28 protein-coding genes are annotated in these 23290 nt (G+C 41.1%); 10 read left to right on the top strand and 18 right to left on the bottom strand.

What is annotated here, in order from left to right; genetic code table 11:
- Nucleotides 1–9 precede the first annotated feature (9 nt).
- Nucleotides 10–468, top strand: a complete 459-nt coding sequence (locus tag AC3EBE_RS07875; protein WP_488594464.1) for a DinB family protein — start codon at nucleotides 10–12, stop codon at nucleotides 466–468.
- A gap of 98 nt (nucleotides 469–566) precedes the next feature.
- On the opposite strand, the gene AC3EBE_RS07870 is transcribed toward AC3EBE_RS07875, so the two are convergent.
- Both AC3EBE_RS07870 and AC3EBE_RS07865 read right to left on the bottom strand, forming a co-directional pair.
- On the bottom strand, nucleotides 567–1091 hold the full coding sequence (locus AC3EBE_RS07870) for a P-loop nucleotide/nucleoside kinase family protein (protein WP_488594463.1): 525 nt from the start codon (nucleotides 1089–1091) through the stop codon (nucleotides 567–569).
- Between the two features lie 17 nt (nucleotides 1092–1108).
- A complete protein-coding gene (locus AC3EBE_RS07865; protein WP_488594462.1) occupies nucleotides 1109–1654 on the bottom strand; it encodes an HD domain-containing protein in 546 nt (181 codons plus the stop codon).
- Between the two features lie 132 nt (nucleotides 1655–1786).
- Between AC3EBE_RS07865 and AC3EBE_RS07860 the strand changes: the two genes are divergently transcribed.
- The 3 genes from AC3EBE_RS07860 (at nucleotide 1787) to AC3EBE_RS07850 (ending at nucleotide 5983) form a co-directional block, all read left to right on the top strand.
- Nucleotides 1787–3094 (top strand): alkaline phosphatase family protein, encoded by a 1308-nt coding sequence (locus tag AC3EBE_RS07860; RefSeq protein WP_488594461.1) that lies wholly within the window; start codon nucleotides 1787–1789, stop codon nucleotides 3092–3094.
- An 81-nt stretch (nucleotides 3095–3175) separates the two neighbouring features.
- Entirely contained in the window at nucleotides 3176–4447 is a 1272-nt protein-coding gene (locus tag AC3EBE_RS07855) for an MFS transporter (RefSeq protein ID WP_488594460.1), read from the top strand.
- Nucleotides 4448–4510: 63 nt separating this feature from the next.
- Nucleotides 4511–5983: a M20 family peptidase gene (locus AC3EBE_RS07850; protein ID WP_488594459.1), complete on the top strand. Its 1473-nt coding sequence runs from the start codon at nucleotides 4511–4513 to the stop codon at nucleotides 5981–5983.
- 131 nt (nucleotides 5984–6114) lie between these two features.
- Here the strand turns inward: AC3EBE_RS07850 and AC3EBE_RS07845 are convergent, their stop codons facing one another.
- Nucleotides 6115–6693 carry a hypothetical protein gene (locus AC3EBE_RS07845; protein ID WP_488594458.1) on the bottom strand — a complete coding sequence of 193 codons (579 nt, stop codon included), beginning with the start codon at nucleotides 6691–6693 and terminating at the stop codon, nucleotides 6115–6117.
- A 148-nt stretch (nucleotides 6694–6841) separates the two neighbouring features.
- Between AC3EBE_RS07845 and AC3EBE_RS07840 the strand changes: the two genes are divergently transcribed.
- Nucleotides 6842–7057: a hypothetical protein gene (locus AC3EBE_RS07840; protein WP_488594457.1), complete on the top strand. Its 216-nt coding sequence runs from the start codon at nucleotides 6842–6844 to the stop codon at nucleotides 7055–7057.
- 149 nt (nucleotides 7058–7206) lie between these two features.
- On the opposite strand, the gene AC3EBE_RS07835 is transcribed toward AC3EBE_RS07840, so the two are convergent.
- The gene (locus AC3EBE_RS07835; protein WP_488594456.1) at nucleotides 7207–7638 is read right to left on the bottom strand and encodes a hypothetical protein; all 432 of its coding nucleotides are present in this window, start codon (nucleotides 7636–7638) and stop codon (nucleotides 7207–7209) included.
- A gap of 16 nt (nucleotides 7639–7654) precedes the next feature.
- A complete protein-coding gene (locus tag AC3EBE_RS07830) occupies nucleotides 7655–8026 on the bottom strand; it encodes a hypothetical protein (RefSeq protein ID WP_488594455.1) in 372 nt (123 codons plus the stop codon).
- Between the two features lie 116 nt (nucleotides 8027–8142).
- Here AC3EBE_RS07830 and AC3EBE_RS07825 point away from each other — a divergent pair, with 116 nt between their 5' ends.
- The 3 genes from AC3EBE_RS07825 to AC3EBE_RS07815 all read left to right on the top strand — a co-directional run bounded on the left by AC3EBE_RS07825 (nucleotide 8143) and on the right by AC3EBE_RS07815 (nucleotide 11766).
- Entirely contained in the window at nucleotides 8143–8970 is an 828-nt protein-coding gene (locus AC3EBE_RS07825; RefSeq protein ID WP_488594454.1) for an STAS domain-containing protein, read from the top strand.
- A 117-nt stretch (nucleotides 8971–9087) separates the two neighbouring features.
- Entirely contained in the window at nucleotides 9088–10725 is a 1638-nt protein-coding gene (locus tag AC3EBE_RS07820; RefSeq protein WP_488594453.1) for a sensor domain-containing diguanylate cyclase, read from the top strand.
- Nucleotides 10726–10830: 105 nt separating this feature from the next.
- A complete protein-coding gene (locus tag AC3EBE_RS07815; RefSeq protein ID WP_488594452.1) occupies nucleotides 10831–11766 on the top strand; it encodes an acetamidase/formamidase family protein in 936 nt (311 codons plus the stop codon).
- A 43-nt stretch (nucleotides 11767–11809) separates the two neighbouring features.
- Here the strand turns inward: AC3EBE_RS07815 and AC3EBE_RS07810 are convergent, their stop codons facing one another.
- The 5 genes from AC3EBE_RS07810 to AC3EBE_RS07790 all read right to left on the bottom strand — a co-directional run bounded on the left by AC3EBE_RS07810 (nucleotide 11810) and on the right by AC3EBE_RS07790 (nucleotide 16235).
- Nucleotides 11810–12460 (bottom strand): HAD family hydrolase, encoded by a 651-nt coding sequence (locus AC3EBE_RS07810; RefSeq protein WP_488594505.1) that lies wholly within the window; start codon nucleotides 12458–12460, stop codon nucleotides 11810–11812.
- A gap of 189 nt (nucleotides 12461–12649) precedes the next feature.
- Nucleotides 12650–14221: an ABC transporter permease gene (locus AC3EBE_RS07805; protein ID WP_488594451.1), complete on the bottom strand. Its 1572-nt coding sequence runs from the start codon at nucleotides 14219–14221 to the stop codon at nucleotides 12650–12652.
- 48 nt (nucleotides 14222–14269) lie between these two features.
- Entirely contained in the window at nucleotides 14270–15265 is a 996-nt protein-coding gene (locus AC3EBE_RS07800; RefSeq protein ID WP_488594450.1) for an ABC transporter permease subunit, read from the bottom strand.
- A gap of 159 nt (nucleotides 15266–15424) precedes the next feature.
- Complete coding sequence (locus AC3EBE_RS07795; RefSeq protein WP_488594449.1) at nucleotides 15425–15652, bottom strand: hypothetical protein; 228 nt, start codon at nucleotides 15650–15652, stop codon at nucleotides 15425–15427.
- 58 nt (nucleotides 15653–15710) lie between these two features.
- On the bottom strand, nucleotides 15711–16235 hold the full coding sequence (locus tag AC3EBE_RS07790; protein WP_488594448.1) for a DinB family protein: 525 nt from the start codon (nucleotides 16233–16235) through the stop codon (nucleotides 15711–15713).
- Nucleotides 16236–16761: 526 nt separating this feature from the next.
- On the opposite strand from AC3EBE_RS07790, the gene AC3EBE_RS07785 reads away from it, so the two are divergent.
- Nucleotides 16762–17157: a hypothetical protein gene (locus tag AC3EBE_RS07785; protein ID WP_488594447.1), complete on the top strand. Its 396-nt coding sequence runs from the start codon at nucleotides 16762–16764 to the stop codon at nucleotides 17155–17157.
- 153 nt (nucleotides 17158–17310) lie between these two features.
- On the opposite strand, the gene AC3EBE_RS07780 is transcribed toward AC3EBE_RS07785, so the two are convergent.
- Nucleotides 17311–17466, bottom strand: coding sequence for a hypothetical protein (locus AC3EBE_RS07780; protein ID WP_488594446.1), 156 nt, complete (start codon nucleotides 17464–17466; stop codon nucleotides 17311–17313).
- Between the two features lie 171 nt (nucleotides 17467–17637).
- Between AC3EBE_RS07780 and AC3EBE_RS07775 the strand changes: the two genes are divergently transcribed.
- Nucleotides 17638–18132: a J domain-containing protein gene (locus tag AC3EBE_RS07775; protein WP_488594445.1), complete on the top strand. Its 495-nt coding sequence runs from the start codon at nucleotides 17638–17640 to the stop codon at nucleotides 18130–18132.
- Between the two features lie 313 nt (nucleotides 18133–18445).
- On the opposite strand, the gene AC3EBE_RS07770 is transcribed toward AC3EBE_RS07775, so the two are convergent.
- The 7 genes from AC3EBE_RS07770 to AC3EBE_RS07740 all read right to left on the bottom strand — a co-directional run bounded on the left by AC3EBE_RS07770 (nucleotide 18446) and on the right by AC3EBE_RS07740 (nucleotide 23267).
- Nucleotides 18446–19336, bottom strand: a complete 891-nt coding sequence (locus AC3EBE_RS07770; RefSeq protein WP_488594444.1) for an acyl-ACP desaturase — start codon at nucleotides 19334–19336, stop codon at nucleotides 18446–18448.
- Nucleotides 19337–19746: 410 nt separating this feature from the next.
- On the bottom strand, nucleotides 19747–20826 hold the full coding sequence (locus AC3EBE_RS07765) for a nitric oxide synthase oxygenase (protein ID WP_488594443.1): 1080 nt from the start codon (nucleotides 20824–20826) through the stop codon (nucleotides 19747–19749).
- Nucleotides 20827–20934: 108 nt separating this feature from the next.
- Complete coding sequence (locus AC3EBE_RS07760) at nucleotides 20935–21420, bottom strand: SRPBCC family protein (RefSeq protein WP_488594442.1); 486 nt, start codon at nucleotides 21418–21420, stop codon at nucleotides 20935–20937.
- Between the two features lie 13 nt (nucleotides 21421–21433).
- Nucleotides 21434–21793, bottom strand: a complete 360-nt coding sequence (locus tag AC3EBE_RS07755) for a VOC family protein (RefSeq protein WP_488594441.1) — start codon at nucleotides 21791–21793, stop codon at nucleotides 21434–21436.
- A gap of 59 nt (nucleotides 21794–21852) precedes the next feature.
- Entirely contained in the window at nucleotides 21853–22641 is a 789-nt protein-coding gene (locus AC3EBE_RS07750; protein WP_488594440.1) for a helix-turn-helix domain-containing protein, read from the bottom strand.
- A 51-nt stretch (nucleotides 22642–22692) separates the two neighbouring features.
- Nucleotides 22693–22893, bottom strand: a complete 201-nt coding sequence (locus AC3EBE_RS07745) for a hypothetical protein (RefSeq protein WP_488594439.1) — start codon at nucleotides 22891–22893, stop codon at nucleotides 22693–22695.
- 179 nt (nucleotides 22894–23072) lie between these two features.
- Nucleotides 23073–23267 carry a tautomerase family protein gene (locus tag AC3EBE_RS07740; protein ID WP_488594438.1) on the bottom strand — a complete coding sequence of 65 codons (195 nt, stop codon included), beginning with the start codon at nucleotides 23265–23267 and terminating at the stop codon, nucleotides 23073–23075.
- Between the last annotated feature and the right edge of the window lie 23 nt (nucleotides 23268–23290).

The raw sequence follows: 23290 nt of genomic DNA, 5'->3' as shown, positions 1-23290 counted from the left end.
AGTTTGTTTATGGAAAAAAGACATGATATTCTTTTCAATCAATTAGAATCATACAGAAGTTACATACTTGGAGTAGCAGACATGGTGACAGCTGAAAACGCCGAGGTCATCCCAGCTGGTTTTAAGAATAATATTCGCTGGAATCTGGGTCATATCTACCTTGACCAATATTTATGGATTCAGGCAGTGACCAAGGAAAAAGATCCTGAACTTGAACCTTTCATGAATTGGTTCGGATACGGGACTTCACCAGCAAACTTTACTGCTGAAACTCCTTCATACGAAGAATTGAAGACCTTATTAAAAGATCAGCCAGCGAGAATAAGAGAAACCTATGCCGATCGATTAGAAGAGGAATTCGCTCCTACTGAAATGGGCATGCATACCATCGAGCAGGTGCTGATAAGGACTGTCTTCCATGAAGGAATGCATCTGCAGGCGATATTGGATATTAAAAAATTTTTATAGGAATAAGTGAAGCTAAAAGACAATTCCAGTCTTTTAGCTTTCTTAATTGAATGATTAAGTATGGATTGTAAACCTAATCTGCATTCAAGTAGATTGAGCTATTCCTTCAGGTAATCTAGCACTTCTTCAATATAGCTCTCAAGCGCACGGCTCGTATCAACTACAAAACAGGGATGCGCGGAAGGTTTTTTACTGTTGTTTATGGTATATAGGAATGCCTCTTCTGATGGTACAGCTTCAATTTGACTGATTTTTCTATCACGTCTTTTCAATCTTGCATTGATTTCATCCATATTATCTAAATAGCATTCTATATATTTGTAGTTAGCTTGGTATTTCTCAGCTAGCTTCGTCCCCTTTTCAACCATTTCATCATACAGACAAGGACTATCAAATATGACATTTAGGCCTAATGAAAGATGAAATTCGATTAAAGACCAATCAATATTATATGAAATTTTTCCAGCAAGCTTGGGGTCAATTGGCGACTCTTCTATAGAATGCAATAAAGCAGATTTAACAACATCATGATCAACAATCACACAATCGACTTGCTTGGAGATTTCACGTGAAAGTGTCGACTTTCCTGATCCCGGGAATCCTGACATTTGAACAAAAAACAATTCAATTCCTCATTTCTTCATGTTTCTTCACGGAACAGCCTTCGCACTTCCGATTTTAATCCCTCCAGCAGCGGGAAAGTTGACAGTGCCCCAAGACTCCTGATCACATTCCTGTAATACCATGCCTGCTGTTCCCGACCGCGTTTGAATCTTGTCCAGACCATTTCCCCGTCCCTCTCGACATCCTGAAAAATGGATCTGACATTATGGAGCTTATCAGCACACGCCACAACCCGTATTTCTTCCGTTGCTGTCTTCAAATATTGGATCGTGTGCTCTTTTCGTTCCTCCCATGACAAGGATTTATCATGTTCAGAACAGCCTGCCACGATTTCCGCTACATGAGCGCCAAAATTCTGCTCAATGTCTTCAAGGGTAAGCTCAGTATCCTCCACAGTATCATGTAAAATCCCTGCTGCAATGAGTTCATCATTATAGCCAGCTTTCTGTAAAATGAAGCCAACAGCTACAGGATGCGCAATATAAGGTATCTTTGTATTTTTACGGTATTGCCCTTCATGCGCCTGGGCTGCAGTATATAAAGCCATTTCAATCAAGTTCATTTCATCCACCCCTCAAGACTATATTCGATACCCTGCTACCAATTCCTTTCCTATCAAAACATATTTCACTCTGTTTTTCCAAAATCTTCTGCTATATTTAAAATAGATTTTACCTTACAACCGGAGGCCGCTATGAAACGACTTACAGATCATTTAATTGTCATATCATTTGATTGCCTTTCTGAGCATGATATTTCTGTACTAAGGGAGCTCCCAAATTTCAAAGCGTTTATTGAAAATAGTTCATTCAGTACAACTGTAGAAACGATTTATCCTTCCGTGACATATCCTTGTCATGCGACGATTGTGACGGGAAACTATCCGAACCGTCACGGAATAGTGAACAATACGTTTATCCAGCCGGGAAAAGCTTCCCCTGACTGGTACTGGCATCGCAAGCATGTAAAAGGGACAACCCTTTATGATGAAGCGAAAAGAGCTGGCTTTAGTACGGCTGGACTGCTCTGGCCGGTAACCGCAAAAGCGAATATTGATTTTAACATGCCGGAAATTTTCGCCAACAGGCCATGGCATCATCAGATTCCAGTATCCTTATTGAATGGAACTCCGCTATTTCAGCTTGAGATGAATTCAAAATTTGGACATCTGCGCAAGGGCCTTAGCCAGCCCGAACTCGACGATTTTGTCCTGGCATCTACGGTCGAAACGATTAAAACAAAGAAACCTGGGCTTATGCTGGTTCATTTTGTCGACCTCGATTCGCAGCGGCATATGTATGGTTTCTCTTCAGATGAAGCAATGGCTGCCCTACAGCGTCATGATGACAGGCTCGGCAAAATAATCACTGCCCTAAAGGACGCAGGAATCTATGAGAATTCGACCATAGCAATTCTTGGCGACCATAGTGCACTTGACGAGTCTAAAGTCATAAAATTGAACGTATTATTTAGAGAACGAGGACTGATCCAGACAAATGCTTCAGGGAAAGTGAGAGATTGGAAAGCCTATTGCAAAAGCTGCGATGGTTCTGCCTATATTTACTTGAAAAATGAAAAAGATGACGCCGTAAAAAACACTGTTGCTGAACTTCTGCGAGAGCTTCAGCAAGATAAAAGGAATGGTATTGAATCGGTTATCACAGGACAGGAAGCAAATGCAAAAGGAGCGGATGGCAGCTGCTTCAGGATGCTCGAGGCTGCTTTAGGTTTTTATTTTAGCGAAGCAATCGACGGAGAATATATTGAAGCAGTAACTGAGCAGGATGCTAAAGCAAAGAAATATACATTAGCATGCCATGGGTATTCGCCAGAAAAAGCAGGCTATCATACTGTTTTCTTTGCCGCCGGAAAAGGCATCAAGCCTGGTATCAAAATCCGTTCAATGCATCTAGTTGATGAAGGACCTACATTTGCACGCTTGCTTGGCATTGACCTTGGCCATACCGATGGCCGTGTACTGGATGGGATCCTCGATTGCTAAATTTTTGTAATTAGAAGGAAAATGAGCAGGATAAGTAGAAGTTTCATGAAAAGATACTATTAAACACTTGGGGGCAAAACCATGAAAGGTTTCACGAAAGAGGAGAGCAGCTGGATCAGGTATGACTGGGCAAGCTCCGCTTATTCCATCATCATTTCGACGGCCGTTTTTCCACTCTTCTACAAAGCAACTGCAACAAACGCCGGAGTAAGCCTGGCAAACTCTACCGCTTACCTGGGCTATACCATCGCGATTGCTACTTTCATTTTGGCATTGATCGGGCCTATTCTCGGTACGATAGCGGATTACAAAGGAATGAAGAAACGCTTTTTTTCTATTTTCTTCACACTTGGCGTGAGCTTTACCGCCATGCTTGCGTTTGTTCCGGGCGATAACTGGCTGCTGATGCTGATTGTCTACACCCTGGCTGTCCTTGGCTCGACAGGATCGAATGTGTTCTATGATGCCTTCATTGTCGATGTAACTACGGATGAACGGATGGACAGAGTTTCCGCCCGGGGTTATGGAATGGGTTATATCGGCAGCACGATCCCTTTTATCATTAGCATCGCAATCATTATTTTAGCCCAAACGAAGGTTTTGCCCATCTCTATAACTCTAGCAAGTCAAACTGCATTCATCATCACTGCAATCTGGTGGGGATTATTTTCAATTCCAATGTTTAAAAACGTCCATCAAAAGCATTATATTGAACGGGAGCCGCAGCTGGTGCTGCAAAGCTTCAGGCGTCTCGGCAAAACCTTTAAAGAAATCCGTAAATACAGGGCATTATTTTTATTCTTGCTAGCTTATTTCTTTTATATTGATGGTGTTGGTACAATTATTACAATGTCGACTGCATATGGTACAGATTTGGGCATCAGCTCTACCAATCTATTAATCATCCTGTTTGCGACCCAGGTCGTCGCCTGGCCGTTCGCCCTCCTCTTCGGAAAATTGTCCGAACGCTTTACCGGCAAAAAGATGCTTTATGTAGGAATAATCATTTATATTATTGTGTGTATTTACGCATATTTTCTGGAAACAACGACAGATTTTTGGATCCTGGCAATGCTGGTCGCCACTTCACAAGGCGGGATCCAGGCACTAAGCCGCTCCTACTTTGCCAAGCTTGTTCCGAAAGCAAATGCAAACGAGTTTTTTGGTTTTTACAACATCTTTGGAAAGTTCGCTTCGATCATGGGCCCGCTGATGGTCGGTTTGACAGCACAGCTGACTGGCAATTCAAGCATGGGGGTTTTCAGTTTAGTCATCCTCTTTGTTGTCGGCATGGTCATTCTTGCTTTTGTTCCGGAACCTGAAGAAGTGACTCAAGCACCTGAAATAGTATAAGAGTTTGAAAGCCTCTGTATTCCAGAGGCTTTTTGATAAATTTTCGAAAGAGGGGCTGTAATAGTGAGAAAAAGGAAACTTGCCATATTAATTGCCGGAGTTCTGATAGCATTATTTTTATCTATTACATTGATCAACACTCTAATGCTTAAAACACTTCAGCCTGTTCCTAAAATTTCAAACGCAGCTTTAAACGGGGAGCGCGCAGTTATAAATTTGTCCAATGCAATTAAATTTCAAACAATCTCCTATCAGGACCGCGAGAAATTCAATTACGTAGAATTTGACCGTTTCATCTCCTTCCTGGAACAAACCTACCCCCTGGTCCATAACAAGCTTGAGCTCGAAAAGATAAATGAATATGGCCTTGTTTATAAATGGAAAGGAACAAATCAGAACAAACTGCCAGTAGGGCTGACAAGTCATTATGATGTTGTTCCAGTACTTGCGGGAACAGAGGATAACTGGACACATAACCCTTTCAGCGGAAAAGTGGCTGACGGAAAAATTTGGGGCCGCGGAACACTGGATGACAAAATTGGCGTCATAGGAATCCTGGAAGCTGCGGAACAGTTACTCGAAGAGAATTATCAGCCTGAACGGGATTTATATTTCATGTTTGGCTTCGATGAGGAAATTGGCGGAGATGAAGGAGCAAGTAAAATTGTCAGCAGCCTTAAGGAAAAAGGAATCACCTTTGAATTCATTCTTGATGAAGGCGGAGCAATTGTAGAAAACATGGTGCCGGGTGTAGATAATCCTGTGGGAGTGGTCGGTGTGTCCGAAAAAGGTTCAGCCACTGCAGAACTCTCAATCGAAAGCAGCGGCGGCCACTCCTCCCAGCCAAAAAACGAGACAAACATAGGCAGAATTGCCAGGGCAATTGCTGAATTAGAGGAAACTCAATTTCCCGCAGATCTTGAAGGTCCCGGAGAAGATATGTTTGAATATGTTGCACCGGAAATGAGCTTTGCCATGAAATTTGTTTTCGCGAATAAAATCGTTTTCGAGCCAATCATCGAAAGGATCTTGCTTCAGCAGCCTGCATCAGCTGCCTTGATCCGCACAACCATCGCCCCTACCATTTTCCAGGCTGGGGAACAATACAACGCCCTGCCCGAGGAAGCAAAGGCAATCATCAATTTAAGATTAATGCCAGGAGACTCCCTGCAAGATGTCAAAAGCTTTATTGAAAAGACCATAAAAGATGATGATATCAAGGTATCCATTAGCGGGAATGAAGCATCTGGCGTATCGTCTGCCGATAACTGGCATTTCAAGTCCATCCAGCAAAGCGCAAAAAATGTATACCCAGATGCAGTTATTGCCCCCTACCTTATGTTCGCAGGGTCAGATGCGCGCCATTATGATCAGATTGCTGAGGATACCTATCGCTTTTTACCCGTCCAGCTTACCTCAGAAGACCTAAACAGAATGCATGGAACCAATGAACATATCAGTATCGAAAACTACGTAAGTGCCATCAAATTTTATATCGAAGTGATGAAAAATACTGGTGGGAATAATGGACAGTGATGATATGATGGCGTTAAGAACCTAAAAATGCGCGGTGAACAAAATCACTGCGCATTTATTTTTTCTTCATTTTCTTTCAGTAGGTATATGCCTTTTAAAGAGCGCAGTAAAGGTAAAATACCTCATATTAGTCAGCCACCCTGCTGGTCTATTACAATCCCAGTATTAGATAATCCTCGTACTTCTTTGACTCGCCCTAATTGAAAATAATAACGCTTCCCGTTCTTCTTCATCATTTTAGCCTTTCTAAACTCTTTCTCTCCCTCTGCCTTTGTTTCTATGACAGAAATTATCGGGTTATTCACCTCTCCAAAAGCCACATACAGGTCGTACAGAACTTTTCCTTCATTGTCACTCAGAAAAAGTGAGTCAAAATCAAAAGTGAAATTCTCATTATTATAGTTAGACCAGCCATTATGACCTATATTTTCCCAGCCTTCTTTATCGTTCCCTTCAAAAAAGCCGATTCCAAGTCCATCAAAATTGGCGTTAGGCCATTTCTCCTTGTCAGGGGCAACAGTGTACATGATAATCGTTAAGTTATCATATTTTTCTTTATGAACAATTTCCTGTATATCAAATGATATGCTTTTTTCTATTGCTTCCGGCAAAGTCTCATAATTCCCACATTCAAAATCAGTAAAAGTAAATAGTAGAATTAATGCTGTGGAACCTAACAATACAATTACAGCTGCAATAATTTTATTCATTCTCGCCCCCCTGTTCCAGCTATTTTACCACAAAAAACCAGCTATTTTTTTTATGATTTGGTCTAAATCTCTACGAAAAAAAATAGTTTATTAGTAGGGTTACAAAATCGTTTGTAGACTCAATCTAAAAGATATAGGGGAGACGAAAATGTTTGCAGTCCATTTCTTAGAAAACAGAAACCAGTTATTGACTCAGCTATTGCGAACGGTACCTGCCGAAGGAGAAAACGTTGTAATCAAAGGCCGAAAAGGCAAGGTTACCAGTGTCACTTTTGTTGATGAAAAAAATGTCCATGTGCAGGTTGCGCTTGAGGTCATTGTGAAGAAACCTTCTCTTGAATTGCCTGGCAAGAAAAAGAGATAAATAGCAGTTTGAGATCAACCACGACTAAGGGGATTGTAAGGATGATTTTGCATTTCCCTCGGGGCACCGCTTAACGCTTAGTATAGATACACAGATGTCCAAATAGTAATAGTCAAGGCAGCATTCCCAATAAAAGGATTGCTGCCTATTTATGTTTCTTGTTCTGCCAGTAAGAACCCTAACACACAGCCGTATAATACATGCCCTGCCATCCATATAAGAAACGCGGATAAATCTGTAAACTCAGGAGTCCTGTCTGAAAACATTGTGGTTGGATACAGGATGACTCCTATCATAGAACTTATCCGTAGGACAAATCTTCTAGCACCTTTCATTGTCATGTCTTTAAGCAGGTATATCCTTAATGCCAACGCTAGTAAAATGGAAATAACAAGGTGCAGAACGAATTCAAAAAGCTCTGTCGTATTATAATCTTTTAACAACGGAACATAGTCGACATTCAGCAGCAATATATATACTTTTTTGCCAGTCATGTATTCCATCAATTTTAAAAACAGCCCGAGAATAACCCCAGAGGTTAATCCTGATAAGACTGACTTTGGTAGAGATGCAACTCTCATCTATCTTCCACCTTCCTTAAGAAAAATGTTCCTTTAAAAGAAGACTGAAATGGGGCCTGAATGTTATTTCTGCTGTACCTACAAAACGATCCCGGTCTTCTTGAAGAATCAGGAGGATTTTTGCAAGTTCTCTTTCATCCTGAAGGATTTCCAGCTTTGAAACTGTTTTGAACAAAAGGCTGGCGGCCGGTTCTTTCCTAGACTTATTCATGGCGGTTAGCTCGAATTCACCGTAGGATGGTAAAATCTTTACCACAAATGATTCTGTTTGATTTTCGAAAGTAAAAATACTCTCTGTGTAGTAGAACGGAGCATCTATTTCTTTTTTGATAGGCTCAGAGCGAAAAAGTGACAGTAATTCGAATTCCTCCGGAAAGTCTTTCAACATTCCACCTCCAAAATATATTCTGCATTTCCCAATTCCCATTATTTTTTTCTATCTTTTAATATTCTCAACATTTATAATTATTTAAGAAAAAAATCGATTTTTTAGGAGGTTGGTTCTTGGATACCCATTTCCATGTCCCGCTTAATGAGATCTCATTGAAAGTGACCAGTCAAAAAGAGGCACTTGCCATTCAGAGATATGATTCTGACCAAAATATCTATTCTAAACTAACAGATGATCAACTACGGGAATGGAGGGAAAACCTTATCCAGATTTTTGCTGCCTCCATCTATGAAGATTTAGATAAAACATACGAAAATTTAAGGGCCTGGGGCTCTCAAGGAGTCCATCTTCTTGTTAATTTACAGCTTCCTTTAGACCTTGCAATCGAAGAGGTACGTTTTTATCGGGATACAATTGGTGAGCTAATCAAGACAGAAGCAATGAACTATGATTTATCGATTCCTGTCTTTTATGAAATCATATCCCGTTTTGATTCCGTTGTAGACCGAGCTGTTTATTGGCTTAGTTTATCTTATTCCAGCATGTATTCTTCCAGAATTTATGCAGCAGAAGCAACGGCTATGGAACTTTCGATCCCGATTGTGCGGGTCACCGAGAAGATCGGTGTCCTTCCTTTAGTTGGGGACATTGACACAAAGAGGTCTCAGGAGCTAATGGAAAAAGCGCTGAATTATGGAACCCAAATGGATTTAAATTATATTGTCATCGATCTATCTGGTGTTCCAATCATCGACACCATGGTAGCGAACCATCTATTAAAAGTAGTCAGTGCTCTTAAGTTAGTTGGCATCAAGGTCAGTTTGACAGGCATCAGGCCTGAAATTGCCCAAACCATTGTCAATCTGGGTATCCGCATCGATGGAATTTCAACCTTTTCCAGTCTCCATCTTGCAATTAAATACTTTCAAGATCAAATTTGAATACCCTTCTATATGGGTATTTTTTTGTGCATCACTTTTTGAAAATTTCTATTTAATTTTTTTGTTTAATGACGAAATAACTATGGTGAACTGTTTTAGCAAAAGAGGGAAAATTTTATGAAGATTAACCTGCGTACATATGTTGCTTTAATTTTTGCATTGATTATCATCATGCTATCCGCTGTATTAAGCGTTATGATCAGCAAGCAATCAAGCGTTACCGTAAAAAGAGAAATAGGCAACAATCTATCGACCACTGCCTTCCACATGGCAGATAAACTAGACTCCTTCATGTGGTCACGAATTGGCGAGGTCCAGGTACTGAGCCAAATTAAAGAAATCCACTCACCCACTGACATACCAGAAGCTGAATCGCTGCTTAATCAGCTGCAAAAAAGTATCCATGTATTTTCCTGGTTGGGTTTTACAGACAATGAAGGAAATGTCCTTGCTGCTACCGAGGGAATACTTAAAGGAGAAAATGTATCCAAACGGCCTGTTTTTCAGGAGGGTTTGAAAGGACTTTTCGTAGGTGATGTACATAACGCAGTGCTGCTTGCAAATCTGCTGCCGAATCCTTCAGGTGAACCAATGCAATTTGTCGATATCAGCATGCCGCTGATTGATGCAAATGGAAAGAAAACAGGTGTTCTAGCAGCACACTTGAGCTGGGAATGGTCCCGACAGGTCGAAAAAGAAATCGTAAGTCCGCTAAAGGACGAAATGCAGGGTGCTGAGGTGGTGATTGTCAGCCAGACTGACGACACAGTCATCCTTGGCCCCCAAAAATTAATCGGAACTACTCTTCATTTAGAAAGCATTGAGCTTGCCAGGAAAGGTGGAAATAATTGGCTGCTTGAAACATGGCCAGATGGAAAACGGTATTTAACCGGCTACGCAAATGGAAATGGCCATTTTGATTATAAAGGGCTTGGCTGGACTGTTATTGTCCGTATACCCGAAACAAAAGCATTTGCTCCAGTAGAACTTTTGAAGCATACGATTATGCTGATTGGCGTTCTCGCCTCCATCTTCTTTGCATTCATTGGCTGGCTACTTGCTGGTTTTATAAGTAAACCGCTGCAGAGAATTTCTCATTCAGCTCACCGCTTGCAGAACGGAGAAAATGTAAGCATCCCTGATTATAAAGGTATCAGTGACCTTGAGCTGCTGTCCTTCTCTTTGCGGAGTTTGATTCAATCACTTATCAAGACAGAAAAGAGCCTTGATAAGATGGAATCTTTAGCCCATCATGATCAGCTCACAGGTCTTGGAAACAGGGTTGCACTTGACCATTTCCTTAAAACTGCAGTCACGGAAAGCAGGCTTAACGAAAGCTTCATGTCTTTTTTATATCTTGATTTGGACGGTTTTAAAAAAATCAATGATACTTATGGGCATCAGGCAGGGGATCTTCTTTTGCAGCAAGCCTCCGGCAGATTGAAGGAAAGTTTAAGGTCGGATGATGCTGTATTCCGTCTGGGCGGTGATGAATTTCTTGTCATCCTGAATACTTCCAGGAGCTCAGCAGAAAAAGATTCAGGAATTGTCGCCTCCAAATTGATTCAAAGGCTGAATGCACCATTTAAAATAATGGATTCAAAGATTGAAATCGGCTGCAGCGTCGGTGCTGCAATCTGGCCGCAGCATGATCCTGACCCGTTCACGGTGATGAGATACGCCGATGAAGCCCTTTACCTTTCGAAAAAATCCGGCAAAAATAGATTCACCTTTAAACCAGAGTCTGCGGCTTAATACGTTTTCAGTACCAGGGATGACCCTGGTACTTTTTTAATAACTATTTCGTTTTCCGAAAATCATGTTAAAATACTCTTAATATTAAAATAAAGGAGCTCCAGAATGATACATAAGCTTGAGATTAAAAATGAACATTTACATGGATCTTTTTCAAATGAGTTTGAACCAATTCTCACCGTTCAGTCTGGTGATTCAATCACCATGCAAACACCGGATATCGAATGGGGCTATTCCCCTGCCAAAGGAGTGGATAGGACATTCTTCAAACCAAGGAAACATGAAGTTGATCCCCGGCACCCAATGATTGGGCCAATCAAGATTGACGGCGCCAAACCCGGAATGGTATTGGAAATTAAATTAAATGATGTGGTTCCTGGATGGTACGGAACAAATTGGGCTGGTGGTAATAAAAGCTGGCAAAATGAACATCTTCGTTTAACAGAGGCAAACAGGGTTCGTCTGGATTGGGAATTAAAAACGGAAACAATGGTTGCTGCAGCTCAGATTGGCTCCAGGCCATTCCATATTGGATTGGCTCCCTTCATTGGATTAATGGGAGTTGCACCTGCCGAACCAGGAGTCCATGTTACCTCCCCTCCCCGTTATTGCGGCGGCAATATTGATTGCAAGGAACTGGTACGTGGAAGCAGCTTATTTTTGCCAGTAGCGGTTGAAGGTGCCCTTTTCTCGATCGGTGATGGACATGCTGTCCAGGGAGATGGAGAGGTTTCGGGAACGGCAATCGAATGTCCGATGGATTTAGTCGACATCACATTGATCCTCCATGAAGAGATGAAGCTTGAAATGCCACGGGCTAAAACACCAGCCGGTTGGCTGACATTTGGTTTTAACGAAGATTTGAACCTGGCTACTGCTCAGGCACTCAACGAGATGGTTGAATTCATCCAGGAGCTCCATGGAATTGAAAAAACTGAAGCACTTGCTCTCGCAAGCCTTGTTGTGGATTTAAGGGTGACACAGGTAGTAAATGGTGTGAAGGGTGTGCACGCCGTCCTGCCGCATGGCTCGATTAGATAAGCAAAGCCCGCGTTGTCAGCGCGGGCTTTGCTTTTTTGTAACACTACTTTTCAATCTGTTTGATAACATCTGCAAGACTCATATCAGCCATGGATTTCAGACGGAGAGTGTGATTTTCAAATAATAAGGCTTCGGTAACTGGACTAGGCACGATGACACACTTCAATCCAGCTGCCACCGCTGCTGTCAACCCGTTAAGGGAATCCTCGAAGGCTACCGCTTCGTCAGCTTGGATATTTAAATCACGGATTGCTTTTGCATACAAGTCTGGCTCTGGCTTTACTTTTTCTACATCATCACGGGTGACAAGCACTTCGAAGTAATCCAATAGATTCAATTCAGTTAAAAAGTGAGTAATCCAATTACGGGAGGAGCTTGAGGCAAGGCCTATTTTAAGCCCCAATTTCTTGGCCTCCTGCAAATATTCCTTAACACCTTCCCGTGCCTGGGCTGCTTCCATTTTACTCTTATGGATGGCACTTGCCCTGTTTTTTATATCCTCAAGGTCACAGTCTTCGCCTAGCTGTTCCTTAAAGTAAGCGTAAAGGACAGTATCGTCTGTTCCAATACATTTCGCGAATTCACTGAGCGGCAGATCGCCCTTGTAAAAATTCATTGCCTCTCTGAATGCTTCATACCAGGCAGTTTCAGTATCAATTATCAATCCATCAAAATCAAAGATGATAGCTTTAATCATTGTATAATTCTCCTTTCCTCACCCACTTGAGACGTAAATACTAACGTACTTGTTTCAAGTTATAAACACGAATGCAAAAGACTATTATCTGATTATAGTAAAATTATTGAAGGAAAACAAAAAGTAGGCTTCTTTTTTATCAATGGAAGCTTGTTTATGGTGGTGTATATTATGTGAATTGCTATTCTAAGGCCCTTCTTTCTTCTGCCCCATCCGTACTGTGGCTGCAAAAATCCTCTTGTTTTCATCGAATTTAAACGTAATATTCATGCCGCCCTGATATTCAAGAGGATAGCTGTTTTTGAAAATCTCGCTAGTCACATTGTATACTTTATCCTGGTCGATTAATAGGGTCGATACAATTTTCGTATCTTGCGGAAGATGGTCCTTTAATGACTGCATCGCTTCTCCCTCTGTCTTTAGTGGATTTTTAAAATAAAAAATAGGCTGAACACATTGATTTATGCTATTCATGCATACTAACTTAATCTTTTCTGTCTCAAATACCGGGAAATTTGTGGAGTCTTTCAAAGGCATGTTCGTTTTGATAAAATCTACATCATCATACAAGCCGCCCATTTTCGTTGTGGATTTCGTGATTGGTACGAGTAAGTCACCCTCTTTTTCATAGCTTTTGCTTAGATCGATTGCCTCTTCGCCTATCATGGCAGTCTCTGCCTTTTGTGCTACCTCCACAGTTTCATGCTCATGCATCTTAGCAAATAGAAAAATCCCTGTCCCTGCTCCTATTAGAAATACAAGCAATACTCTAGCAGTCTCATATTTCTTAAATGGAAGGAGGACCAATTGACTAATGTTTTTGATTCGCTCTCTAAATCCTGTTTGCGAAGAGCTTCTATTAACATTGAACTTTTGGCGCAAACCTTCTCCTAATAAATTGAAAGTAAAAATCGTATATGTGATCGCAGCTGCCGGAACTAAAGGAATCCATACAGCCCTGATAATATCACTCCGGGATTTCTCCAGAAGCGCCTGCCAGTCATAGGCTGCTGATGAAATGTCAAGCACCCCTCCTTCAAGTATCACGATTTTTGTAGATATGAAAATACTGAACAATGCCAGCTGGCCTATTAATAGCGTAACCCTTCCGAGGTCGTTGCAAAAATTAACGATCAGATTTTGTAAGATGTTGGGAAAATAATAATGAGTATACATTTTAAGCGGACTATTTCCAATCATGATTCCAGCTTTAACATATTCCTTTTCACTTATTTCATGGATTTCGTGCGAAACAATCTGACTGACCCTTCCCACTTCCATAAGTGCCAGAAGAAGGAGTGCCCAATAGACTTTATAATCTGTATCCGAACTGAATTTCCACACAGGTTCAGGCAGCATCAATAAGATAATTGCTGAAAAAATGGTCGGTACACTGCTGAATAACGAGTACCATCCGTTTACAATAAAGTGAGCCAGCCCCTTTTTGGGAGCGGCCAAAAAGGCCAGCGGAATCGCAATGATGTAACGGATTATGGCAATCAAAAATATGTATCTCAATGTATCCTTTGTCCCAATAATCAGCAGGCTTAACAGATCACGGCCGTCACTACCCGTACCTAGCAGATCCTCCTTGGACGGTGGAAAAGGAGCTCTCGCCATCGATCCATCATCATAAAACCTCATCCGGCTATCAGCAGGACTTGGATCAACAAAACTTAACTGATCTGCAAAAAAAGCAAAAAACAATAGAACACTAAACATCAATAAGCCTAACCATAATGGCCAATTCCTCTTCAATGCCCTCCCCCTCTCATTATCTTAAGTTTCCTTAATTCCTTAATACAATTAGTCTGGAGGAGACATGCTGACGAATATAAAAATGAAACAAATAATAATGGAAATTAAAGAGTAGCGAATAAAAATCGCGGCAATCTGCAATACCAAATTATTTTTCTTCACAGTAAACTTTTGCTGCAAAAGCGCACTAAGCGTTTGTGCAAAAAAAAGAATAAGCATAAAACAAAACGAGAATTCGATTGCGAGACCCACTTCATTGAACTTTGGGTCCGCAACGCGCTGAATCGCATAGAGGAAACGCCACGCCGCTCCCTTGTAATCAAGCAGCCATTCAACCATCAGCAAATTGGAAAGGACATATGTCATAACCATAGGAATATGTTGCTGTATTGAGACCAGGCATTTTTTTAATATATGCTTTTTAATGATGAGTCTTTCGGACAGCCCCATCGCACGTGCTGTTTGGATATACATTTCTCCTTCTTCATTGGAAAGTGCAGCAGAGGTGATCCTTGCAAAATACATGAGTGGATAAAGCGATACTAAAACAGCTGGAATGATGAAGTTATACCATTGGTCGCTGCCGAACCAATCGATGAAACGGAAATTGTACAGGATGATCCACTGCAGCGCAATGATCACGAAGAAGTCCGGAAGCGAAGTAATGAACGACGTCAATCCACCGCCAACCGGCACAAGCCTGCTGTTCTTCATCCGGAAATCAAACATTCCCTTTGCAATACCAAGCGGAATTGCCAGGAAAAAGGCAGAAAGAATGATGGGCAGGCTTTTCTTAAAATAATCCACCGTTACGCTTTCGAAGCTTTCTCCATTGCGCGTCAACCCTAAAGTACCTTCTTTAAAAAATACTCCAATTAATTCCTGAGTTTTGTTCCAAACTTCTGCCATTGGATATAGCTCCTGCACTCTGCCTACGAAATATGTAAGACTCCCATTCCCGAAGAATAAGCCAATGCCTGCAAATAAAATGAGAAAGTAAACGATACTTACAGCGTCCCTCCTCAAATCAATTCTTTTAAGCATTTGCATCACTCCAATCCTAAGTCAGATTGCTTGAATAATAAATTTAACACTTGTAACAATAAAGTTATGAATATTGGGAAAATTTATTCCGTTTAATTACAATGTCCTTAGCCTGAGGGCTTGGGTTCGCTTAACAAATAAAAAAATCCAGTCATTTGACTAGATTTTTTTATTAATATCTTCTCGTATTGCTTCAATCATTGCCTCCGATAAGTTCGCAGGAAGTGATGTACCATCCTCGAATATCCATGCATTCATCAATTCCAGATCGGATTTTTGGAAGGTTATGCTATAAACCTTCTTATCGTTGACGATTTCGGCAGTAACATATTCCTCACCCGCAAATCCATCATCGACGATTAAATTAATTAATTGGTATTCAGACACAAGAATAGCTCCTTTCTTATAATAGAATGAGCTGAAAGGGCTGGATTATTCATCCATATTACTTTTTCAAAACGCCCAAGTAAGCTTCCCATGGACCAACATCCTGGCTGTATCTTTTTGCAAATAACCGAACAATCTGGGAAATATGTGTTAGGTCGTGAGCACCCCATGTTGAGATGAGTTCACTCGCTTTCACTTCGCCAAAATCAGGGTGAACTCCCTCCATGTGAAGCTGATCAGGCTGCTTAATGGAACTTTGTAGTTTTACAATATTCTCCTGCCTTAAATTTTTAAATTCCTGCAAGCTTTCGTCAATCGTCCTTTTAGATCTGTTTTTCAAATGGGCTTCCCGGTCAAAAGGGGGAAAAGGAGTCTTTTTCCCCTGATGTATAATATGTTCAAGGCGAGGAATCCAATTCACCCTTTCCCCCTCGATCAGATGCTCAACCACTTCATGGGCATTCCACGTTCCTTTCCCTTCATTACAAAAAAGCCAGCCATCTGAGAGACCGGATAGCAGGTGTTCGAGGGTGTGTGGAGTCCTTTCAAGAATTTCAATGGCTTCATTCATTTTAAAATTCAAACTAACCACTCCTATATAATTTACTTCAGGCCCTTCAGCTATTTCTTTGAGGGTCTGAGGAAACTCGGGGACATACTGATAGACTATGATGTCAGTAATGTTTTTTAAGGCAATATTCATAAAGATTGTTGCCTTCATAAATGTTGAATTAAGATCCTGTTGCTCTTCGTTTCCAGGCGCGAAGTCTCCTTCGGGATGCAGCGGGACAGGTGGGACCCCGCAGGAGCGCAGCGACGAGGAGGCTCACCGCACGCCCCAAAAAAAATTTGCTCTTGAAAAAGCCGGCAATTGGGCTTTTTCATAATTTTTCAGAGGAAAGTGAAGCGCCTGGAATGGAAATCAACAGCCTTTTTTTAGAACATTTGCTTACTTTTTAGAAAATGGGAGTTCTCTTTCAAAAATGTATATAGAATAGCAACACAGTATTAGAAAAGAGCCTTTTCAAATATTGCTGGTTTCAATAAAAAGAACCAACTGTTTAAAATACATGGTAAAATTAGGGATATAGTGATAAGGGAGGTCAAAAATGAAAAAAGGTCTAATTGTTTCAATTGCCTTATTGTTGATTTTAACTGCCTGCAATAACTTTGGAACTGCCACTAAAGTTCCGCTCGTAATTATGAAGACAGACATAGTAGATGGAAAAGCCGAACATAAAGATTATAAAACCATCAGCAAAAAAGCGGATATTGACTTTGTTTTTGACCTGGTAACAGCAAATGAAAAAGAGAAAAAGACTGAGATGCCTGATGGAAACCCGGATTATGGATTTTATTTTGATAACCCAGAGGCAAAAGCAGTGTTCCATGATTTATGGGTCATTTCAGATAAAAAAGCGGTAATCAGTGATACTGCTACTTATCTTGAATTATCCGAAGGAGATTCCGTCAGATTATATGAGATTTTTGGGATTGATTTTTAGAGCGCGGCCTAATCAGCGTTCTTTTTTGTCAGCTTCATTTTATACTGCGATCCAGGTTCAAGGCCTCCATGGAAGTACCAGAAATCCGTTCCACAGCAGGGCGTGGATAAGTTCTTAAAGGAATTCTCTTAAATGATAGCAGATCAAAGATTCTTAGCTGTCTTTTTCCGATAGAAGCTTCAACAATTCTTTGTTCTGTTCGATGATTTCTGCTGTTAACTCCTTTTGTTCCTTAGAATTTTTATAAATTCCCCTCAGCAAATCGTAAAAGAACGTTAGTACAATAAATAACAGGATCCAGAAAACCATAATACTTCCCCCTCCTAGACGAATGAACACATTTCCATGTATACGTATATTCAATGGAAGTAGTTTCAGAAGTCTCTCTGTAACACAATGTCACACTCCTGTCCTTTTTCTGAAAAGATTAAATGATATGATAGATTTACTGATTTATCCTTACAGAAGTGAGTGGAATGAATGTTAAATATAAAAGACGCGGCTGAGCATATAAATGCATCTGGTTTTGCGGCCAGTGAAGATGATGTCCTGCGATGGATTCAGGATGGTTCTTTAAAAGCAGAACTGAATCCAAGAAGGAACAGTACATATAGAATCACACTGAAAGACCTCACTGATTTCATGATTGAAATGCACACCGAGAAGCTTGCTGCGGAGTTAGAGCAGCATCAGCTTGAAAATCGCAAGCTCTCAGATGAACTTCAGTTGCTGAATACCAAAATACATATTGAACAGTCAAAGGTCCGCACCCTAAAAAAAATGCTCAATGCACAGATTGAGGCGTCTGGGACGAATTCTTTCCATCTAAAAGATTTTTTAGGGCTAAACCCAAATGGAAGCCAGCAAGCCTTAAAAAAAGAATTCAAAAAGCTGCTCAAAGCCCTTCACCCCGACCGAGGAGGAGATGAAAGGCTATTTAAGGTATTTAATGAACATTACAGGAAATTGGATTAAGCTTGATACACAACTTAGCGGATTTTATCTGTTTTGCGGGATCATATAAGCCACATTTTTCCGCAGAGGTTTCTTGCCTTCAATGGTCAGATTTTTTTTAAGCGACTCAACAAGGGCATTATTAATTTTCAAATCTATTGACAAAGCCATTATCTGATGTTTGTAAATTATGATTAATTTATATTCGCTAAAAAAACAAGTACTTTATTATAAAACTAAAGCCTCCCCATACGTGTCTGTTTCATTGACCGTGATGGAGGGCTTTTTTTATTTTTATGGAAAATGAATTTACGATCCTGATGAGATTCCAGCTTTATTTAATCTTATAAAACCTGTCCCTTACTTTTTTCAGACGGGCATGGTATTTAAGAATATCGAGTCTTGCTTTTTCGGCCTCTGGTGCGATTGGACGCAGATTTTCGATATCCCAGTAATCAATGATTACATCAAGCACCTGATCAAAATATTCAAGCGGCCCATAGTTGGCTTCTTTGGCAATAATCGACATACGATCCTCAAAGTCTGGCATGACTGCTCCAGGCATCTGGAAATTCATAATTACATTGCCAAGGTAATAGCAGTAGTTTGGCTCCAGCTGGAGATGGAACTTGATCACATCGCGATAAAATGCATAATGAAGTGTCTCATCCTTTGCAAGACGTCTAAGCAGTGATGATAAGTCTTTGTCATGCGGCCCTGCTACCTTGGCGACGTTGTTGTAAAAAACCATCGTTGCCAGCTCTTGCATCGATGTGTACACCATGGTTTCAAACGGTGTATGGAAGTTTGGATTCCAGCCATTTTCAAGAGTCATCTTATGTAATTGATGAAGCCTATGCGGATCGACATTGCGTGTAAGCAATAGGTAAGTTTCAAGTAAATTAGAGTGCTGGTCCTCCTCTGCTGTCCAGGTATGGACAAACTCCTTGATGACAGTTAGGGAACCTTTGAATGTCTGATCCAGATATGAAGTAAACCATGGCAGGTTCACTTCAGTCAGCAATGCAGTTTCTATGGCCGTGATCACAGGCTTCGGCAAATTCACCTGGCTTTCATCCCAAGGTACACGGCGAAAGTCCATTCCCTTATCCCAAGGCAAAAACTCATGATATCCCCAATCAATCTTCTCAGCCCTCAGCTTATGCTCCTCATACAGCTCCCTAATCCTAGACTCCAAGCGAAAATCCAGATGATTCGTTAACAAAGAAAACCCTCCAACCCTTCACCGCACCACCGCACCGGGGGTCAGACCCCCGGCGCGGTGGTGCGCTAAAGTAATATTTATAGTTTTTTAGTAACTTGTTATTATGACCTGATACTATAACTAGCATATCATATTTATCTGAATCTTTCTTGAATGGAGTATTGTTTCTTGAAGAATTAGTACCTTTGGGGGATTAATCCTTATTTAGAAGATTCGGAATGAGGACCAATGAGATAAATATTTTCATAAGGAGATAAGGCTGGAAATGTCATGCACTCTCAGCAAACCGTTGTTAGTGGGTTGAGGCGGAACGGATTAATTCTTACGCAGCAGAGATACATAAGGAAAAAAGCCGGAGAATATCAACCAAACAGACCACCAAACATACTTGGTGGTCTGTACTTCTTTACTTAATAAGGCCGTTCCTGATATAAATAATTCGGCTTAACAATTTCATTTTTATACTCACTATGGAAGATGTGGGTGGCGGCGGGAGAAATTGGCGGAATTAGCCACGTCCAATCGCCGGTAAGATTTCTGCCGCTTGCTTTCTCCCTGTCCTCGAATAGCTTGAATTGTGCTGCAGCCGTATGATGGTCTACAATGGAAACTTTCATATCATTGAATGAATGCAGGACACTCGCATTCAATTCAACCAATGCCCTGTCTTTCCACAAGGAGGAATTTTTGGAAGTATCAAGCCCCATCCTGTCAGCAATCTGCGGAAGCAAGTTATAGCGTGACTCGTCAGCTAGATTGCGCGCACCTATTTCTGTTCCCATATACCAGCCATTGAACGGAGCTGCGGTATATTCTATTCCTCCTATTTCAAGCTTCATATCAGAAATAAATGGAACAGCGTACCATTTCACTCCCAAATCCTTAAACCAATCATAGTCCTGATGCTTCAATGGGACTTCAAGCACCAGGTCATCAGGTATCTCAAACCATACAGGTGCTTCACCTCCAACCTGAATGACCAATGGCAAAACATCAAAATGGGTCCCCGGCCCTTGCCATCCTAACCGGGTACACAATCCTGTGAAATCAAGAGAATGCGGGTCACCGATAATCCCTTCCTTCGTCTCGTATCCAGCATACCGAATAAGCTGATGATTCAAGATCCGTATCGAATTTTCATTTGTTTTCTGCCTGAAAATAGTGATTGTTGGCCGGATTCTCCCTTCATTCGTAGCAAATTCAAGATGGTTGAACAATGCTTCCTTTATCTGTTCTGGCGCTGCTAAATCTCGCTTGTCAAAAACGGTGAGGCTGTCCCAAAACAATCGGCCTATGCATCGGTTGCTGTTCCGCCAGGCCATTTTTGCTCCATGCTCCAATTCTTCATAAGTATGTATATAAGATCCCGTTTGCTGGATTTCATTTTTAATAAGTTGAATTCTTTCTGCAGCTTCATCGCTCGGTTTCTCGAGCTCCTTGTAGCACATAGTGATGAAGCTTACTGCTTCAGTTAGCAAATCATTAGTCATGACACTCTCCTCCTGATGCATTCCTATCTTTGATCTTAACATGCACATTTTATTATCAATAATTTCAATATAAAAAACCACCTTTAATAGATGGTTTTAAAAATTTAATTATTCAGGCTGACAGCATAAATCACCTTTTCCGGTTTCCAGGGCAGTTTTGAGGCTGCTTAACACACTGGTCCATGCCATTTCATGCCACTTTTCAGCTTCATCCCAGGCCTGTCCATCAAGAAACCCGTTGTGCTTTACGCTTACTTTAGTATGGCTGTCTCCAATGGGTTCAATATTGACTTGTACCGTCGTCAGTTCCTTTTCCTTATTCATCAAGTGCTGAAACTGGTCTGGACCTTTCCATTGAAAGATCAGCTCCTTTTCAGCAACCAGACTTAGAATCTTACAGCCTCTGGTATTCATTCCCGTCTTATTTCCCGGCACAAAATAAAGTTCGTATGGGCCGCCATCTTTTGCTTCGATAATCGCATCGGGTGCAAACCACTGGCATACCCGGTCAGCCATTGTCCAGGCATACCAAACCAGATCGACAGGTGCACTTACAACAACTTCTTTTTCTACTGCATTTGTTACATTTTTCATTACATAAACCCTCCTATTGAAAGTTGGAGAACTCAATCACTTCCAAGTGATTTCCCGATGGGTCTTCTAGGACGATAAAGCGGCCAGGCGGGCATGGCCTAGGCTCATCAAACAGAAACTTTGCACCTTTTGATTTTAGCTTGGCAATGTCATTATCCAGATTTTCGGATAAAAGTGCAGGCAGTACCTGATTCGAAGAGGAATGAGTTGAAGGGGACTCTTCTAACACTATAGGAATATCCTTATGTACAAGTGAAACTATTTTTTCTCCATATTCCTTTGAAATCTCGAAATCCAGAACATTGGTATAGAACTCAAGAGCGGACTTCATATCCAGAACTTTGATGGTTAGCACGCATACTTTGTTTATCATTCTTTCACTTCCCTTTCCTTTTTTATAAAAATAACATAGGACATTCTTAAAAATTTCTTCTAGTTTGCTTTATTTTTTATTTTTTCTAAAAATAGACTTGGCAAATTGATTAAGATTGGCGGATCATATGGCAGCGGTTTTCTTAGCTTAATATGAACCTCGGCTGAAGTTTTGGGTGCTGCCTCCACCGGGTTCTCGGCTAGCCCTCTTAAATTATGATTGAGCAGGAAGTAATCAGCGGGATATAAGCTTTTGGGGATAGCTGCGGCTAGGACAAAATAGGTACCATGGGGCACGCTTGTAAACTTGCACTCTTTCTGTCTTTGGCTGATGACGGTGCCCATAACAGGTTTTTGGTCAGGAATTGGACGAGGAAAAAGGCCGACGAAGACCCATCCTATAAAGCCCGGCGGAATATCCAGGGTGCACTTGACAGCTGGTAGTCCGGCAGCTTCTGATTCTTCTATCTTTAGAGCAGTTTCATTTTCGTTCATGAACCTATGAAGATTGGCAGCCGTTGCCTGGAACTGCTTCGGTGACAATCCTACAAACTGTTTAAATTTTGAGCTGAAACTGCCAAAGCTCTGAAAACCTAACTCAAGCATGGCACCCAGGATGGATTTAGATGAAGATTGAATCAGCAACCTTTTGCCCGCCTCGATCCTTAATGCGGATAGATAATGCCTTGGAGACACCCCTGTCACTTCTTTAAAAATCCTCGTGAAATGATAGGGACTGTACCCCGCTTCCGAAGCCAAAGCTTCAGTCGTCACTTCAACATCTAAATTCCTCTTCATATAATCAATAGACCGCAGAACTGCCTGAATTTGTTCCTCTGTTTTTTTCATGTCCTCACCTGTTTATGTTTTTTCGTTCATATAAGCTGACGCTAACCGATTTCATCGTTTTCCTTTTAGAAAATCTATTAAATAAAACAATTGAGCAATTAAGAACGAAAGCAGAATAATAATGACAGAACCGACGAGCAGCACCGCTTCTTCGGCTGGATCTCCTCCACCCATAAAAACAGGAGCAAGGATGAAAAAGAGAATAATACTCATTAAGAGCAGCAGAAAAAAGATGCTGGTATATTTTTTCACTGACTGACCCACCTTTCGTTTAGGTTATCTAACTAACTATTAGATATAAACCCGGTAATCCCCTTCTTTTTCCACACATTTCCTTTTAATTAACCACTTTTGTTCCAGTTTCATTGTGTAATTTGTCGGAAAAGAAAAAACCCAACCCATGACCATGAGTTGGGATGTTCATCTTTATTTTATTGGTTCTCCATATCCTTGGTTATTCCGCCTACTCCCCAATACTTTCGAGGCACCGGATGGACAATAACCCTTACCTGCTCAGGCCTTACATCCAATGTTCGGACCGCACTATCAGTAATCCCTGCAATCAGCTCGCGGATCACCTCATCACTCCGCCCCTCAAGCACCTGAACCTGAATAATCGGCATCATACTCACCATCCCTTCACCGCACC

It is taken from the genome of Mesobacillus sp. (genome assembly GCF_057785455.1).
The sequence above is the reverse complement of the archived record's forward strand: the minus strand, read 5'-3'. Positions and strand labels throughout refer to the sequence as shown.